We start from the raw sequence: 14,662 nt of genomic DNA, 5'->3' as shown, positions 1-14,662 counted from the left end.
CCGTGACCTGAACACGGTGACGCCGCTGCAGTTCGTGGGGACATTTCGGGGTATGCGCCGGCGGGCCGGGTGGCCGGAAAACGCCGTGGGTGCATTTCGGTCACTCCCGCCCCATCGGCTCGGCGACCCGTGGGCCGTGGGCTTGGTCGTCCGTGGGCCGTGGGCCCGGTCGTCCGTGACCCATTGGCCCCGTCACCGGGACCGGTCGGTCAGATCAACCGGACCGGTCGGTCAGCTCACCGGGACCGGTCGGCCCCATCACCCGGACCGGTCGGTCAGGTCACCCGTGTCCCATCACCCGCTCCACCTCGATCTCGATCACCACCCGTGTCGGGTTCACCCGTGGCGTCCGCCCGTACCGCTCCGCGTAGCGCCGCTCCGCCTCCGCGACCCGGTCCGGTTCCGTGCGGACGTGCGCCCGGCCCTCCAGCGTGGCCCAGCGGCGGCCGTCGACCTGGCAGGCCGCGACCCGGGCGCCCTCGGGGCCCGCGGCCAGGACGTTGCGCACCTTCCTGCTCGCCTTGTCGGTGATGACCCGAGCGAGCCGGCGCTCCGGGTCGTATGTCACGCCGACGGGAACGACGTGCGGGCTGCCGTCCGGGCGTGGTGTCGTCAGGGTGCACAGGTGTCGTTCGCGCCAGAAGGCGAGATACGCCGCGTCGAGTCGGGCGTCGGGATCCTGGGGGTAGGCGGTCATACGCCCGGAATCTAGCCTCTCCCGGCCCCGGACCGAACCGGCGGAGACACCTTGAGTGGAATAGACTCAACTTTGTGTACGCTGACTGAGTCAGTAGTGGGAGACGGCTGACGCAAGGAGGAGACAGCGAACGTGGACGCCGAGCTGACCAACAGGAGCCGGGACGCGATCCAGGCGGCCGGCAACCGGGCCGTGTCCGAGGGACACCCCGACCTCACCCCTGCCCATCTGCTGCTCGCGCTGCTCCAGGGGCAGGACAACGAGAACATCGTCGATCTGCTCGCAGCCGTCGACGCCGACCAGGCCGCCGTACGGGCCGGCGCGGAGAAGGTGCTCGGGTCGCTGCCCAGCGTGACCGGGTCCACCGTCGCGCCGCCGCAGCCCAACCGCGAGATGCTCGCCGTGATCGCCGACGCGCAGGCGCGGGCGAGGGAACTGGGCGACGAGTACCTGTCGACCGAGCATCTGCTCATCGGGATCGCCGCCAAGGGCGGGCAGGCCGGTGACGTCCTCACCCAGCAGGGGGCGACCGCGAAGAAGCTGGTCGACGCCTTCCAGAAGGCCCGCGGCGGGCGCCGGGTGACCACCGCCGACCCCGAGGGGCAGTACAAGGCCCTGGAGAAGTTCGGGACGGACTTCACCGCCGCCGCGCGCGACGGCAAGCTCGACCCGGTCATCGGGCGGGACCAGGAGATCCGCCGCGTCGTGCAGGTGCTGAGCCGCCGCACGAAGAACAACCCCGTTCTCATCGGGGAGCCCGGCGTCGGCAAGACCGCCGTCGTCGAGGGGCTCGCCCAGCGGATCGTGAAGGGGGACGTGCCCGAGTCCCTCAAGGACAAGCGGCTCGTCGCGCTCGACCTGGGCGCGATGGTCGCGGGTGCCAAGTACCGCGGTGAGTTCGAGGAGCGGCTGAAGACCGTCCTCGCCGAGATCAAGGACTCCGACGGGCAGATCATCACCTTCATCGACGAGCTGCACACCGTCGTGGGCGCCGGCGCCGGCGGGGACTCCGCCATGGACGCCGGGAACATGCTCAAGCCCATGCTCGCCCGCGGTGAGCTGCGCATGGTCGGTGCGACGACCCTCGACGAGTACCGCGAGCGGATCGAGAAGGACCCGGCGCTGGAGCGCCGTTTCCAGCAGGTGCTGGTGGCGGAGCCGACGGTGGAGGACACCATCGCGATCCTGCGCGGTCTGAAGGGCCGGTACGAGGCCCACCACAAGGTGCAGATCGCGGACAGCGCGCTGGTCGCCGCGGCCACCCTCTCCGACCGGTACATCACCTCCCGCTTCCTGCCCGACAAGGCCATCGACCTGGTCGACGAGGCCGCCTCCCGCCTCCGCATGGAGATCGACTCGTCGCCCGTCGAGATCGACGAACTCCAGCGTGCCGTCGACCGGTTGAAGATGGAGGAGCTGGCGCTCGGCAAGGAGACCGACCCCGCCTCCCGTGAGCGCCTGGAGAAGCTGCGCCGCGACCTCGCCGACAAGGAGGAGGAGCTGCGTGGCCTCAACGCCCGCTGGGAGAAGGAGAAGCAGTCCCTCAACCGGGTCGGCGAGCTGAAGGAGAAGCTCGACGACCTGCGCGGCCAGGCCGAACGCGCCCAGCGCGACGGCGACTTCGACACCGCCAGCAAGCTGCTGTACGGAGAGATCCCGGCCGTCGAGCGCGACCTGCAGGCCGCGTCCGCCGCCGAGGAGGAGGCCGCGAAGGACACCATGGTCAAGGAGGAGGTCGGCTCGGACGACATCGCCGACGTCGTCGCCTCCTGGACCGGGATCCCGGCCGGCCGGCTGCTGGAGGGCGAGACGCAGAAGCTGCTGCGCATGGAGGACGAGCTGGGCAGGCGGCTCATCGGCCAGACCGAGGCCGTACGGGCCGTGTCGGACGCCGTACGACGGTCCCGCGCCGGGATCGCCGACCCCGACCGGCCGACCGGGTCCTTCCTCTTCCTCGGGCCGACCGGCGTCGGCAAGACCGAGCTCGCCAAGGCGCTCGCCGACTTCCTCTTCGACGACGAGCGGGCCATGGTCCGCATCGACATGTCCGAGTACGGCGAGAAGCACAGCGTCGCCCGCCTGGTCGGCGCCCCGCCCGGCTACGTCGGCTACGAGGAGGGCGGCCAGCTCACGGAGGCGGTGCGGCGGCGCCCGTACAGCGTCGTGCTGCTGGACGAGGTGGAGAAGGCCCACCCCGAGGTCTTCGACATCCTCCTGCAGGTGCTGGACGACGGCCGTCTGACGGACGGGCAGGGCCGTACGGTCGACTTCCGCAACACGATCCTGGTGCTGACGTCCAACCTGGGCAGCCAGTTTCTGGTCGATCCCCTCTCGACGGAGGCGGAGAAGAAGGAGCAGGTGCTGGAGGTCGTGCGGACCTCCTTCAAGCCGGAGTTCCTCAACCGGCTCGACGACCTGGTCGTCTTCTCGGCTCTGTCCAAGGACGAGTTGAGCCGGATCGCGCGGCTGCAGATCGACCGGCTGGCCAGGCGGCTGGCCGAGCGGCGGCTCAGTCTGGAGATCACCGACGCCGCGCTGGGGTGGCTCGCCGACGAGGGCATGGACCCGGCGTACGGCGCCCGCCCGCTGCGCCGCCTGGTCCAGACGGCCATCGGCGACCGCCTCGCCAGGGAGATCCTGGCCGGCGAGGTCAAGGACGGCGACACGGTCCGGGTGGACGCCTTCGGGGACGGGCTGATCGTGGGCCCGGCGACCGGAAAAACACTGTGACTCCGAGCGTTTCCGCTCGAGGTCGCGCACCCGTCGTCGATCCGTCACGGAGAGTCGGCCCGCCGCCGTGGAAGGTTGCCGCCCGGGGGCCAAGAGAGAGAGGGTGGGACGTACACGCGCGGTCGCAGTGACGGCCGGCGAGGCAGACGACCGCAGGAGTCTTCAAGTATGTCCATCGACCCGTCCTCGATTCCGAACTTCGGGGGCCAGCCCGAGCCGCAGCCCCAGGGACCGGCGGGCCCCGTCATTCCGGATCAGGACCTCGTGAAGCAGCTCCTCGACCAGATGGAGCTGAAGTACGTCGTCGACGACGAGGGCGACCTCGCGGCGCCGTGGGAGGAGTTCCGTACGTACTTCATGTTCCGTGGCGAGGGGGACCAGGCGGTCTACTCGGTGCGGACGTTCTTCGACCGGCCCCACAAGATCGACGACAAGCCGCAGCTGCTGGAGTCCGTCGACGACTGGAACCGCCGCACCCTGTGGCCCAAGGTCTACACCCACACCCACGACGACGGCACCGTCCGCCTCATCGGCGAGGCGCAGATGCTGATCGGCGCCGGGGTCAACATCGAGCTCTTCGTCTCCTCGACGGTGAGCTGGGTCCGTGCCGCCATCGAGTTCGACAAGTGGCTCGTGGAGCAGCTGGGCCTCGAGAAGGAGGTCAACGACGCGGACGAGCCCGAGGAGGGCGACGCGTAACGCCTCGTTGCGGCGGCGTGCCGGCGTAGACGACCGGGCCCGCCCCCTACGCGAACGAGAGCCCGGCCAGGGCCGCGACCATCGAGGTCGCGCGCCGGGGCCGGGCTCTCGCCGTCCGTGGCCGGCACCGTCGCGCCGGCTAGCCGGCCAGCGCCTTCAGCCGCCGCACGGCCTCCTCCAGCACACCCGTCCGCTTGCAGAACGCGAACCGTACGAACGGAGCGCCCGCCTCGCGGTGGTCGTAGAACACGGCGTTCGGGATGGCCACCACGCCCGCCCGCTCCGGCAGCGAGCGGCAGAAGGCGAAGCCGTCGCTCTCGCCGAGGGGGCGGATGTCGGTGGTGACGAAGTAGGTGCCGGCGGGACGGAACACGGAGAAGCCCGCCTCCGCCAGACCCGCCGCCAGCAGGTCCCGCTTGGCCAGCATGTCCGCGCGGAAGGCGTCGAAGTAGGTGTCCGGGAGGGCGAGGGCCTCCGCGACCGCGTACTGGAACGGGCCCGACGACACGTACGTCAGGAACTGCTTGGCCGACCGCACCGCCGTCACCAGCCCGGGCGCCGCCGTCACCCACCCGACCTTCCAGCCGGTGAACGAGAACGTCTTGCCGGCGCTCCCGATCGTCACCGTCCGCTCCCGCATCCCCGGCAGCGCCGCCAGCGGCACGTGCTCGGCCTCGTCGAAGACCAGGTGCTCGTACACCTCGTCGGTGACGACCAGCAGGTCCCGCTCCACGGCCAGCTCGGCGATCGCGGTCAGCTCCGCACGGGTGAGGACGGTCCCGGTCGGGTTGTGCGGGGTGTTGATCAGCAGCAGCCGGGTGCGGTCGGTGACGGCGTCCCGCAGCTCGTCCAGGTCGAGACGGAAACGGGCCCGCCCGGGGTCCGGCCGCAGGGTGACCGGCACCCGCGCGGCGCCCGCCATCGCGATGCAGGCCGCGTAGGAGTCGTAGTACGGCTCCAGGGCCACGACCTCGTCACCGGGCTCCAGCAGCGCCAGCAGGGCGGCCGCGATGGCCTCCGTGGCGCCCGCGGTGACCAGGACCTCCGTGTCCGGGTCGAACGACAGGCCGTAGCGGCGGCGCTGGTGCTCCGCGATCGCGGTGCGCAGCTCCGGGACGCCGGGGCCCGGCGGGTACTGGTTGCCGCGGCCGTCCCGCAGCGCCCGCACGGCCGCCTCCCGCACCTCCTCGGGACCGTCCGTGTCCGGGAAACCCTGCCCGAGATTGATGGACCCGGTCCGCACGGCCAGAGCGGACATCTCGGCGAAGATCGTTGTCCCGAAAGGGGCGAGACGACGGTTGAGGAAGGGACGTGCGGTGGAGGTCATGGCGGTCATCCTGCGTCGAAGCTCTGGACTTCCTCAAGTGTGCTTTGGCCCGTGAGAGGGGCGGGCATCCCCCGTTCACGCACCGGTCACACGGTGCGCGAGGCGCCCACGGGGGGCCGCTTCGGGGGATACGAAAGGAGGGTGACGCCATGGTCGTCGGCATCATCCTGGCGGGGATCGCGGTCCTGTTGGTGGGGGCGCTTGTCGCGGGCGCACGCAGGACCAGCAGGGCGCGTACGTACGGGGGCGGCGGGCCGCGGCGGTCCACGAGCCGGCACAGCGGCAGCGGCAGCTGGTGGGCGGGTGGCGCCGCGGACGGCGGTTCGTCCTCGTCCTGCGGTTCTTCCTCCGGCGGACACTCCTGTGGCGGCGGTTCGTCCTGCGGGGGCGGAGGCGGCGGATGCGGCGGAGGCAGCTGACACGGGGCAGCTGAGCTCCCCGAGGGGGAGCCGCATCCGGACCGCGGGGCCCGCCCCTGACCAGGGCGCCCCGCGGTCGCACCATGTCCGGCGCACGGTTGCGCGCGGGAGCGCCCGGGACGCACGGTGCGCTCCGTGACTGAACAGTTGAGCTGTGCAGCCCTCTGAGGGATGGAAACCCCACGAAGTTGGGTAAAAACACTGTTGCGGCGCCACCGTTCATGATTCCCTCTAAACCGCCAACGCAGCCCCTCGGCCCCCTCGGACGTCCCGCGCGGACGCCCTGACCAGACCGGGTCGACCGGGGCCCGACCCCCGGTGTCGACCGGGGTGCGCCGGACCTTCCCTCTTTTGTTCCAGCGGAGCCGAGTCATGCTCACGACCCTGAACACCTCCTACTCCGACACGCGCGCGGCCGACCTCGCCTGGGCCCTGGGGCGCGAGCCGCTGCCCGCCCTGGCCACACTCGACCTCGAACTGTTCGGCGCCAAGCTTCAGTTGAGACTCCTCGGCGCGTCCCATCAGGTGCTGTTGGAGGAGGAGAAGGGCTCCTGTTCCGAGACGGTCGCCTGCATTCCCGGCAGCAGCACCCCGCTGCCGCTGGGCGTGTCCAAGCGGGTGGGCGACTGGGAGTACGAGTTCGCCGCCCGCGTGGAGGTCCTGACACCGGGCCAGTTCGCGGGCCGCGCCCAAGAGTTGCTCGCCCTGGTCTCCGACCACCCCAACGGTCTGGCCGGCGTCTTCCCCGGCAGCCCGCACGCCTTCACGGCCCTGCTGGCCCAGCGCCACGAGGGACATGTGCACTGGCGGACGTGGCACGCGTATCCGCAGGACGGGCAGTTGGTGGCGACGAGGACGCGGGTGGGGGCTCGGGGGCCGGCGAGTTGACGGGCCACGGAGCGGGATCAGCCGAGGTTCAAACGTACGGCGCCTCGGCCACCCGCAGTTCCACACGTGTGGGTGACGAAGCTCGCCGTATTCGTCACGTAACGTCCCACTCGTGATCGAACCGCACGCCCCAGCCCCGCCCGGTGCCCCACCAGCCTGGCGCGGCCCCGCGCGGCTCCCCGTCCCGCCGGACACCGGGCGGCTCCTCGTCCTCGGGTGCGTCTTCGTCTGCGCCGCCTGCGGTCTGGTCTACGAACTCGAACTGGTCGCGCTCGCCTCGTACTTGATGGGCGACTCGGTCACCCAGGCCTCCGTCGTGCTGTCGGTCATGGTCTTCGCGATGGGCATCGGCTCGCTCGTCGCGAAACGGCTGCGCCGTCTGGGGGCGGCCGGCTTCGCGGCGGTCGAGGTGACGCTCGCGCTGGTCGGGGGCTGCAGCGCGCTGGCGCTGTACGCGGTGTTCGCGTGGACGGGCGACTGGGGCGGCCTGTGGGCGAACGGCCCACGGGTCCTGCTGGTCGCCTTCTCCCTGGCGATCGGCCTGCTGATCGGCGCCGAGGTCCCGCTGCTGATGGAGCTGATCCAGCGCATCCGCCGCCAGGACGCCGGCGGCGCGGTGGCGGACCTGTTCGCCGCGGACTACGTGGGCGCGCTGGTGGGAGGTCTGGCCTTCCCCTTCCTCCTGCTCCCCTTCCTCGGCCAGCTCACCAGCTCCCTCCTCACCGGCGCGGTGAACGTGGTCGCGGGCAGCGCCCTGGTCCTCGGCCTGTTCCGCCGCGACCTGACCTGCCGGGCCCGCTGTCTCCTGCTGACGGCCACGGTCACCGTGCTCGGCGTGCTGGCCTCCGCCGCCGTCCTGGTGGACGACTTCGAACGAGCCGCACGCCACGCGGTGTACGGCGACGACGTCCGCGTGGCCCTGCGGACCGGGGTCCAGGAGGTCGTCCTCACCGGCGGCACCCGGGGCCGCCCCCTGGGCCTCTACCTGGACGGCCGGCTCCGCGTCTGCGGCCACGACGAGCGCCGCTACCACCAGGCCCTGGTCCACCCCGCGATGAACGGCCCCCACACCCGCGTACTGATCCTCGGCGGCGGCGACGGACTGGCCGCCCGCGAGGTCCTCACCCACCCCGACGCCCACCGCGTCGACGTCGTCGAACTCGACCCGGCCCTGATCCGCCTGGCCCGCACCGACCCCACCCTCTCCCGCCTCAACAGCCACGCCTACGACGACCCCCGCGTCCACGTCACCATCGCCGACGCCTTCCGCCGCCTGCGCGAGACCCCGGCGGGCCGGTACGACGTGGTGATCGCCGACCTGCCCGACCCGGGCATCACGGCCAGCACGAAGCTGTACTCCCAGGAGTTCTACGGCCTGGCCCGCCGCGCCCTGCGCCCCGGCGGCCGCCTCGTCGTCCACGCGGGCCCCGTCGCCGCCCGCCCCCGCGTCTTCTGGACGGTGGAGACGACGATCCGCGCGGCGGGCCTGCACACCTCCCCCTACCGCGTCACCGGCGACGACACCGGCATCACCACGGCCCCCGACCGCACCGAGGACACCTCCGGCGCCCCCCGCGACTGGGGCTTCGTCCTGGCCGGAACAACCACCTCCCCACCCCTGCCCCTGAACCACGAGGAACGACCACTGGGAGCACCGCTGGAGGGGGTACGGGCTTCGACGTTGGTGCATCCGCGGTACTAGTAGGTGTATTGACCCGCAGGGTTGTAGGGGATCTGTTCGGGCGCCGGTGGGCGGTCCGGTCCGGTGCGGGTCGGGGCATCCAGCCCGTCCGGGGGCATTCCCTCTGGGGGAGTTCGGGGACGAGGCCTGTTCAGGGCCGATGCGGGGGTCTGAGGCCCCGATGTGCGGGTCCGGGGGCGGAGCCCCCAGGGCGAGGGTCGCTTCTGGGCCGACCGAGTCGGGCGGTGGGGTGGGCGCAGGTCCGGGGGTTTGGGGGCGGAGACCCCAGGGGCGAGGCCCGCACCTGCATCGGGCGAGTTGCGGCAGAGGGGACGTATAGCCCCGCGCACCTCGGTAGGCTCCGCAGGTATGGAGCATGAGGTGTTCGTTCCGGTTCCGGTCGAGCGGGCGCAGGCAGCCCTCGCCGATCCCGCGCAGGTCGCCCGGGCGGTCCCCGGACTCCAGCAGGACGCCGGCGCCGCCACCGAGCCCGTCGCGGGCCGGCTGAAGGTACGCGTCGGCGGCCACACCATCACCTACCGGGGCACCCTGCGCGTCACCGCCCGCGAGGACGGCACGTACGCCGTGGAGGGCGACGCGACCGAGGCGCGCGGAACCGGCACCGTCAAACTCTCCCTCACCCTGGGGCTGCGGGAGTCCGACGACGGCACCGCCCTCCACGTCGAGGGCACGGCCTCCGCGGACGGCCGGATCGCGGAACTCCCGTCGGACGCGGTGGACGCGGCGGTCGTACGCCTGCTGAACCGTTTCGCGGAGAACCTGGGGACGGTGGCGGCCGAGGAGGAACCCGTACGGGAGGAACCCGTCGGGGAGAAACCCGTACGGGACGAGCCCGTACGGGACGAGCCCGTACGGGAAACCCCGGAGCCCGGCGACGAACCCCCCACCACCGTCTTCCAGGCCGAGATCCCCCCGTCCGGCCTCGACGAACTGGACGGCGTGGACGACATCGACGACGTGGATGATGTGGGCGACCTGGACGATGTGGACGGGGTGGAAGAAGGAGCCGACGTGGACGACTTCTCCTCCGCCGGCGAACCCCCCGCCGAGGCCGCGCACGCGCGCCGCACGATGATCGGCCGCAGCGCGGAGGAGGTGGACCACGCGCCGCCGCGCGGCCGGTACGCGCCGGTCCCGGCCCCGCAGGCCGTCGCCCGGGCGAGCACCCTGCGCTGGGCGGCCCCGGCGGCCGCGTTCGCCGTGGCGTCGGCGATCGTGCTCGGCAGGGCGCTGCGGCGCCGGCGGTGACCCAGGGGTCGCCGCCGACCCGGGCGCCCTCTTGATCGCCTCGGTAGGGTCGTCCCGTGAGTAACGAAGACATCACGCTGACCGCGGGCGACGCGGAGGTGACCGTGCAGCCCGGCAACGGCGGACGGGTCGGAGGGCTGCGCGTCGGCGGTGTGGAACTGCTGCGCCAGGGGGAACGGTTCGGCTGCTTCCCGATGGTCCCCTGGTGCGGGCGGATCCGGGACGGCCGCTTCCGGGACGGGGCGACCGTCCACCAGATGCCCCTCAACTCCCCGCCCCACGCCATCCACGGCACCGTCCGCGACGGCGCCTGGCGGGTGGCCCGCAGCTCGGCGGACGAGGCGGTCCTGACGTACGACCTGGTCGAGCCGTGGCCCTACCCCGGCCGGGTGACGCAGATCGTCGCGCTCGGCGAGGACACCCTGACGCTGACGATGTCGGTGGAGACGTACGGCTCGTCCTTCCCGGCGCAGATCGGCTGGCACCCGTGGTTCAACCGGAACCTGGGCGGCGAGGACGTGCGGCTGTCGTTCGACGCGGCCTGGCAGGAGGAGCGCGGCGACGACCACCTGCCGACCGGCGACCGCGTCGATCCGAAGCCCGGCCCCTGGGACGACTGCTTCGGCATGCCGGACGGCGTCGCCGTCACCCTCACCTGGCCGGGGCAGCTCCGGCTCGAGGTGACCAGCCCGGAGCAGTGGGTCGTCGTCTACGACGAGCAGGAGGCGGCCGTGTGCGTGGAGCCGCAGACCGGCCCGCCCAACGGGCTCAACACCCTCCCGCGCCTGGTCACGCCCCTGGAGCCGCTGGAGGCCACGACGACCTGGCGCTGGGCCCGCCTCTAGGCGGCGCCTCCGGGGAGCGCCTCTAAGCTGTTCGGCATGACGGACGTCAACGAAGTAATGCCGCCAGGCACACGTGGCGAGCTGCTGCAGCAGATCAAGGACAAGGCCGTGGTGCACGGCAAGGTGACCCTGTCGTCGGGTCTGGAGGCCGACTACTACGTCGACCTGCGCCGCATCACCCTCGACGGCGAGGCCGCCCCGCTGGTCGGTCAGGTGCTGCTGGACCTGACCGCCGAGCTGGACTTCGACGCGGTGGGCGGCCTGACCATGGGCGCCGACCCGGTCGCGGCCGCGATGCTGCACGCCGCCGCCGCGCGCGGCCGCAGGCTGGACGCCTTCGTCGTACGGAAGGCGGCGAAGGCGCACGGGCTGCAGCGGCGGGTCGAGGGCCCGGAGATCAAGGGCCGCCGGGTCCTGGTCGTCGAGGACACCTCCACCACCGGCGGCTCGCCGCTGACCGCCGTGGAGGCGGTGCGCGAGGCGGGCGCCGAGGTCGTGGCCGTCGCGACCATCGTGGACCGGGCGACCGGCGCCGCCGAGAAGATCCGGGACGGCGCGGGGGTGCCGTACCTGTTCGCCTTCTCGAAGGATGAACTGGGTCTGGACTGACCAGCCTCTTCGACCTGGACTTGACCGGTGCGCGGACTGCCCGTGGTGTGGGCGTGGACCATCCGCGCATCTCTGGAAAGATGGGGACGACGATGACGTCGCACCCAAGGTCTAGGTCAGGGCCGTAATCACGCAGTACGCCAACCCGCACACTCAAGGAGCGGACGAATGCCCATCGCAACCCCCGAGGTCTACAACGAGATGCTCGACCGGGCGAAGGCAGGCAAGTTCGCCTACCCGGCCATCAACGTCACCTCGACCCAGACCCTGCACGCGGCTCTGCGCGGCTTCGCGGAGGCGGAGAGCGACGGCATCATCCAGATCTCCACGGGTGGCGCCGAGTTCCTGGGCGGCCAGTACAGCAAGGACATGGTGACGGGCGCGGTCGCCCTCGCCGAGTTCGCGCACATCGTCGCCGAGAAGTACCCGGTCACGGTCGCCCTGCACACCGACCACTGCCCGAAGGACAAGCTCGACGGGTACGTGCGCCCGCTGCTGGAGATCTCCCGCAAGCGCGTGGAGGCCGGTCTCGGCCCGCTGTTCCAGTCGCACATGTGGGACGGCTCCGCCGAGACCCTCGCCGACAACCTGGAGATCGCCCAGGAGCTGCTGGAGAAGGCCCGCGCCGCGAAGATCATCCTCGAGGTCGAGATCACCCCGACCGGCGGCGAGGAGGACGGCGTCTCCCACGAGATCAACGACTCCCTGTACACCACCGTCGATGACGCCGTCCGTACGGCCGAGGCGCTCGGCCTGGGCGAGAAGGGCCGCTACCTGCTGGCCGCGTCCTTCGGCAACGTCCACGGCGTGTACAAGCCGGGCAACGTCGTCCTCCGTCCCGAGCTGCTGAAGGAGCTCAACGAGGGCGTCGCCGCGAAGTACGGCAAGCCGGCCGGCTCCCAGCCGTTCGACTTCGTCTTCCACGGCGGCTCCGGCTCCACGGAGGAGGAGATCGCGACCGCGCTGGAGAACGGCGTCGTCAAGATGAACATCGACACGGACACGCAGTACGCCTTCACGCGTCCCGTCGCCGACCACATGTTCAAGAACTACGACGGTGTCCTCAAGGTCGACGGCGAGGTCGGCTCCAAGAAGACCTACGACCCGCGGACCTGGGGCAAGCTGGCCGAGGCGAGCATGGCCGCGCGCGTCGTCGAGGCCACGCAGAACCTGCGCTCGGCGGGCACGAAGATCAAGTAACCCTCAGGGGTTCCGCGAGCCCGGCGTCTGCCCATGACGCCGGGCTCGCTGTATACCTGGGTGCATGCCCGACGTCCGGCTGGCCTCACCGCAGGGCAAGTGGATCCTGCTCACCACGGTCCTCGGCTCCAGCATGGCCATGCTGGACTCGACCGTCGTCAATGTCGCCCTGCCCCGCATCGGCCGTGACCTGGACGCGAACATGGCCGCCCTCCAGTGGACGGTCAACGCGTACATGGTCACGCTGGCCGGCCTGATCCTGCTGGGCGGCTCCCTCGGGGACCGCTACGGCCGGCGGAAGATCTTCGTGATGGGCGTGGTGTGGTTCGCCGTCGCCTCACTGCTGTGCGGCGTGGCCCCGAACGCGGGCGTCCTGGTCGCCGCCCGCGCCCTGCAGGGCATCGGCGGCGCCCTCCTCACGCCCGGTTCCCTGGCCCTCATCCAGGCCTCCTTCCACTCCGACGACCGCGGCCGGGCCGTGGGCCTGTGGTCCGGCTTCGGCGGCATCGGGGCGGCGGTGGGCCCGTTCCTGGGCGGCTGGCTGGTGGACGGCCCGGGCTGGCGGTGGGTGTTCCTGCTGAACGTCCCGCTCGCATTGCTGTGCGTGCCGGTGGCGCTGCGGCATGTCCCCGAGTCGGGCGACAGTAGGGCCCACGGGGGCTTCGACGTGCTGGGCGCGGTGCTGGGGGCGCTGTCGCTGGGCTTGGTGACGTACGCGCTGATCGAGGCGGGGGAAGGGTCCGTGGTCATCGCGGTGACGGCGGTGGCCGGGGTCGCCGCCGGGGTGGCCTTCGTCCTCGTCGAGCGGCGCCACCCGGATCCGATGATGCCGCTGGACGTCTTCTCCTCCCGCCAGTTCACGGCCGTCAATCTGGTCACCCTGTGCGTGTACGCGGCCCTCGGCGGCTTCTTCTTCCTCTCGGCGGTCCAGCTCCAGGTCGTCGCCGGTTACTCGGCCCTCGGCGCCGGTACGGCGCTCCTGCCGACGACCGTGCTGATGCTGCTGCTGTCGGCGAGGTCGGGGGAGCTGGCGGACCGGATCGGCCCGCGCATCCCGCTCACGGTCGGTCCGCTGCTGTGCGCCGCGGGGATGCTGCTGATGCTGAGGGTCGGCCAGGACGCCTCCTACCTCGCCGACGTCCTGCCCGCCGTCCTGGTCCTCGGCCTCGGCCTGGTCACCCTGGTCGCCCCCCTGACCGCGACCGTCCTCGCCTCCGTGGACGTCGCCCGCGCCGGCCTGGCCAGCGGCATCAACAACGCGGCGGCGCGAGCGGCCGGCCTCATCGCGGTGGCCGCACTGCCGCTGGTGACGGGCATGGGGGCGGAGGCGTACCGGTCGGCGAACGCCTTCGACGACGCGTTCGGGCGGGCGATGGTGGTGTGTGCGGGGCTGCTGGTGATGGGCGCGGCGGTCGCCCTCGCGACGGTGCGGACGCCGGGGCCGGACTGCAAGCGCCCGGAGTGCAGGACGCACGGGAGCGTCACGGCGCCGCCGCTGGAGGGGGAGCGGGCGAGGCGGAGGTTGTCGCCCCGGGGAGGTGAAACGGCCCCGGCCGAGTGAGCCGCGGCGGGAGCGGCCCGCCCTCGTCCCCGTCCCGCAGCCGGGAACGCGGTGTCCTGCGGCACGGGCACGGGCACGGGCACGGGCGCGGGCGCGGGTGGGGGCGTACGGCACCCCCTGAGCGCCGGACCGCGCGCACCGCCCCCCGGCCGCAGCACGGCGTACCCCGCGACCGACCCGGCCCCCACCCCCGTACACCCCCGGGATCCCCCAGACTGGACCCATGTCCATTCACGAAAACCTGCTCGGGGGACCGCCCCCGACTCACCTCCCCGACGACCCCGAGCCCCGTCGGCTCCTCGCGAGCGGCACGGCACCCGCCGACGTCGCCGCGAAGTACCCCACCTCCTCCCTCGCGTGGGCCCAGCTCGCGGACGAGGCGTTCGAGCGGGGCAGCGTCGTCGAGTCGTACGCGTACGCCCGCACGGGCTACCACCGCGGCCTGGACGCCCTGCGCCGCAACGGCTGGAAGGGCCACGGCCCGGTGCCCTGGGAGCACGAGCCGAACCGCGGCTTCCTGCGCGCCCTGCACGGCCTCGCCCGCGCCGCACAGGCGATCGGCGAGCAGGAGGAGTACGAGCGCTGCACGCAGTTCCTGAAGGACTCCTCACCGACGGCGGCCCAGACGCTGAGCTAGCTCGTCGGGAGCCTCCTTCCGAGTTCCGGGCCCGCCTGTGTGATCAGGCGGGCCTTGCACTTTCGGGTGAGGATTGCGGAGGATGCCCCGTGGGGACCGG

At 72.1% G+C, this 14,662-nt stretch carries 12 protein-coding genes; 10 read left to right on the top strand and 2 right to left on the bottom strand.

The annotated features are described in order from the left end of the window. Positions 1–280 precede the first annotated feature (280 nt). Positions 281–697 carry a pyridoxamine 5'-phosphate oxidase family protein gene (locus tag ACPT94_RS15525; RefSeq protein WP_360332661.1) on the bottom strand — a complete coding sequence of 139 codons (417 nt, stop codon included), beginning with the start codon at positions 695–697 and terminating at the stop codon, positions 281–283. A 132-nt stretch (positions 698–829) separates the two neighbouring features. Here ACPT94_RS15525 and clpB point away from each other — a divergent pair, with 132 nt between their 5' ends. After that, a complete protein-coding gene (clpB, locus tag ACPT94_RS15520; RefSeq protein ID WP_360332658.1) occupies positions 830–3,427 on the top strand; it encodes an ATP-dependent chaperone ClpB in 2,598 nt (865 codons plus the stop codon). Between the two features lie 168 nt (positions 3,428–3,595). Beyond that, positions 3,596–4,126 carry a YbjN domain-containing protein gene (locus ACPT94_RS15515; RefSeq protein WP_360332655.1) on the top strand — a complete coding sequence of 177 codons (531 nt, stop codon included), beginning with the start codon at positions 3,596–3,598 and terminating at the stop codon, positions 4,124–4,126. Between the two features lie 139 nt (positions 4,127–4,265). Here ACPT94_RS15515 and ACPT94_RS15510 read toward each other — a convergent pair whose 3' ends face one another. Next, on the bottom strand, positions 4,266–5,462 hold the full coding sequence (locus ACPT94_RS15510; RefSeq protein ID WP_425246064.1) for a pyridoxal phosphate-dependent aminotransferase: 1,197 nt from the start codon (positions 5,460–5,462) through the stop codon (positions 4,266–4,268). Positions 5,463–6,244: 782 nt separating this feature from the next. Here ACPT94_RS15510 and ACPT94_RS15505 point away from each other — a divergent pair. The 8 genes from ACPT94_RS15505 to ACPT94_RS15470 all read left to right on the top strand — a co-directional run bounded on the left by ACPT94_RS15505 (position 6,245) and on the right by ACPT94_RS15470 (position 14,562). After that, complete coding sequence (locus ACPT94_RS15505) at positions 6,245–6,760, top strand: DUF2617 family protein (protein WP_360332646.1); 516 nt, start codon at positions 6,245–6,247, stop codon at positions 6,758–6,760. 112 nt (positions 6,761–6,872) lie between these two features. Further along, positions 6,873–8,462 (top strand): polyamine aminopropyltransferase, encoded by a 1,590-nt coding sequence (locus ACPT94_RS15500; protein WP_425246063.1) that lies wholly within the window; start codon positions 6,873–6,875, stop codon positions 8,460–8,462. A gap of 348 nt (positions 8,463–8,810) precedes the next feature. After that, a complete protein-coding gene (locus ACPT94_RS15495) occupies positions 8,811–9,710 on the top strand; it encodes an SRPBCC family protein (protein WP_360332641.1) in 900 nt (299 codons plus the stop codon). A 56-nt stretch (positions 9,711–9,766) separates the two neighbouring features. Beyond that, entirely contained in the window at positions 9,767–10,555 is a 789-nt protein-coding gene (locus tag ACPT94_RS15490) for an aldose epimerase family protein (RefSeq protein WP_360332638.1), read from the top strand. A 57-nt stretch (positions 10,556–10,612) separates the two neighbouring features. Further along, the gene (gene pyrE / locus ACPT94_RS15485) at positions 10,613–11,164 is read left to right on the top strand and encodes an orotate phosphoribosyltransferase (protein ID WP_425246116.1); all 552 of its coding nucleotides are present in this window, start codon (positions 10,613–10,615) and stop codon (positions 11,162–11,164) included. 168 nt (positions 11,165–11,332) lie between these two features. After that, the gene (gene fbaA / locus ACPT94_RS15480) at positions 11,333–12,364 is read left to right on the top strand and encodes a class II fructose-bisphosphate aldolase (protein ID WP_360332633.1); all 1,032 of its coding nucleotides are present in this window, start codon (positions 11,333–11,335) and stop codon (positions 12,362–12,364) included. Between the two features lie 64 nt (positions 12,365–12,428). Further along, the gene (locus ACPT94_RS15475; RefSeq protein WP_360332630.1) at positions 12,429–13,925 is read left to right on the top strand and encodes an MFS transporter; all 1,497 of its coding nucleotides are present in this window, start codon (positions 12,429–12,431) and stop codon (positions 13,923–13,925) included. Between the two features lie 223 nt (positions 13,926–14,148). Continuing rightward, the gene (locus ACPT94_RS15470; RefSeq protein ID WP_360332627.1) at positions 14,149–14,562 is read left to right on the top strand and encodes a DUF3151 domain-containing protein; all 414 of its coding nucleotides are present in this window, start codon (positions 14,149–14,151) and stop codon (positions 14,560–14,562) included. Positions 14,563–14,662 lie beyond the last annotated feature (100 nt).

This window comes from Streptomyces aurantiaciflavus (assembly GCF_049808595.1).
Lineage (GTDB): Bacteria > Actinomycetota > Actinomycetes > Streptomycetales > Streptomycetaceae > Streptomyces.
This window is presented reverse-complemented; position numbering and strand designations above follow the sequence as displayed.

What these genes read in the sequence shown, in the direction of transcription:
- ACPT94_RS15525 (WP_360332661.1), bottom strand. Translation starts at nt 697, where the DNA reads ATGACCGCCTACCCCCAGGATCCCGACGCCCGACTCGACGCGGCGTAT.
- ACPT94_RS15515 (WP_360332655.1), top strand. Translation starts at nt 3,596, where the DNA reads ATGTCCATCGACCCGTCCTCGATTCCGAACTTCGGGGGCCAGCCCGAG.
- ACPT94_RS15510 (WP_425246064.1), bottom strand. Translation starts at nt 5,462, where the DNA reads ATGACCGCCATGACCTCCACCGCACGTCCCTTCCTCAACCGTCGTCTC.
- ACPT94_RS15505 (WP_360332646.1), top strand. Translation starts at nt 6,245, where the DNA reads ATGCTCACGACCCTGAACACCTCCTACTCCGACACGCGCGCGGCCGAC.
- ACPT94_RS15495 (WP_360332641.1), top strand. Translation starts at nt 8,811, where the DNA reads ATGGAGCATGAGGTGTTCGTTCCGGTTCCGGTCGAGCGGGCGCAGGCA.
- pyrE (WP_425246116.1), top strand. Translation starts at nt 10,613, where the DNA reads ATGCCGCCAGGCACACGTGGCGAGCTGCTGCAGCAGATCAAGGACAAG.
- fbaA (WP_360332633.1), top strand. Translation starts at nt 11,333, where the DNA reads ATGCCCATCGCAACCCCCGAGGTCTACAACGAGATGCTCGACCGGGCG.
- ACPT94_RS15475 (WP_360332630.1), top strand. Translation starts at nt 12,429, where the DNA reads ATGCCCGACGTCCGGCTGGCCTCACCGCAGGGCAAGTGGATCCTGCTC.
- ACPT94_RS15470 (WP_360332627.1), top strand. Translation starts at nt 14,149, where the DNA reads ATGTCCATTCACGAAAACCTGCTCGGGGGACCGCCCCCGACTCACCTC.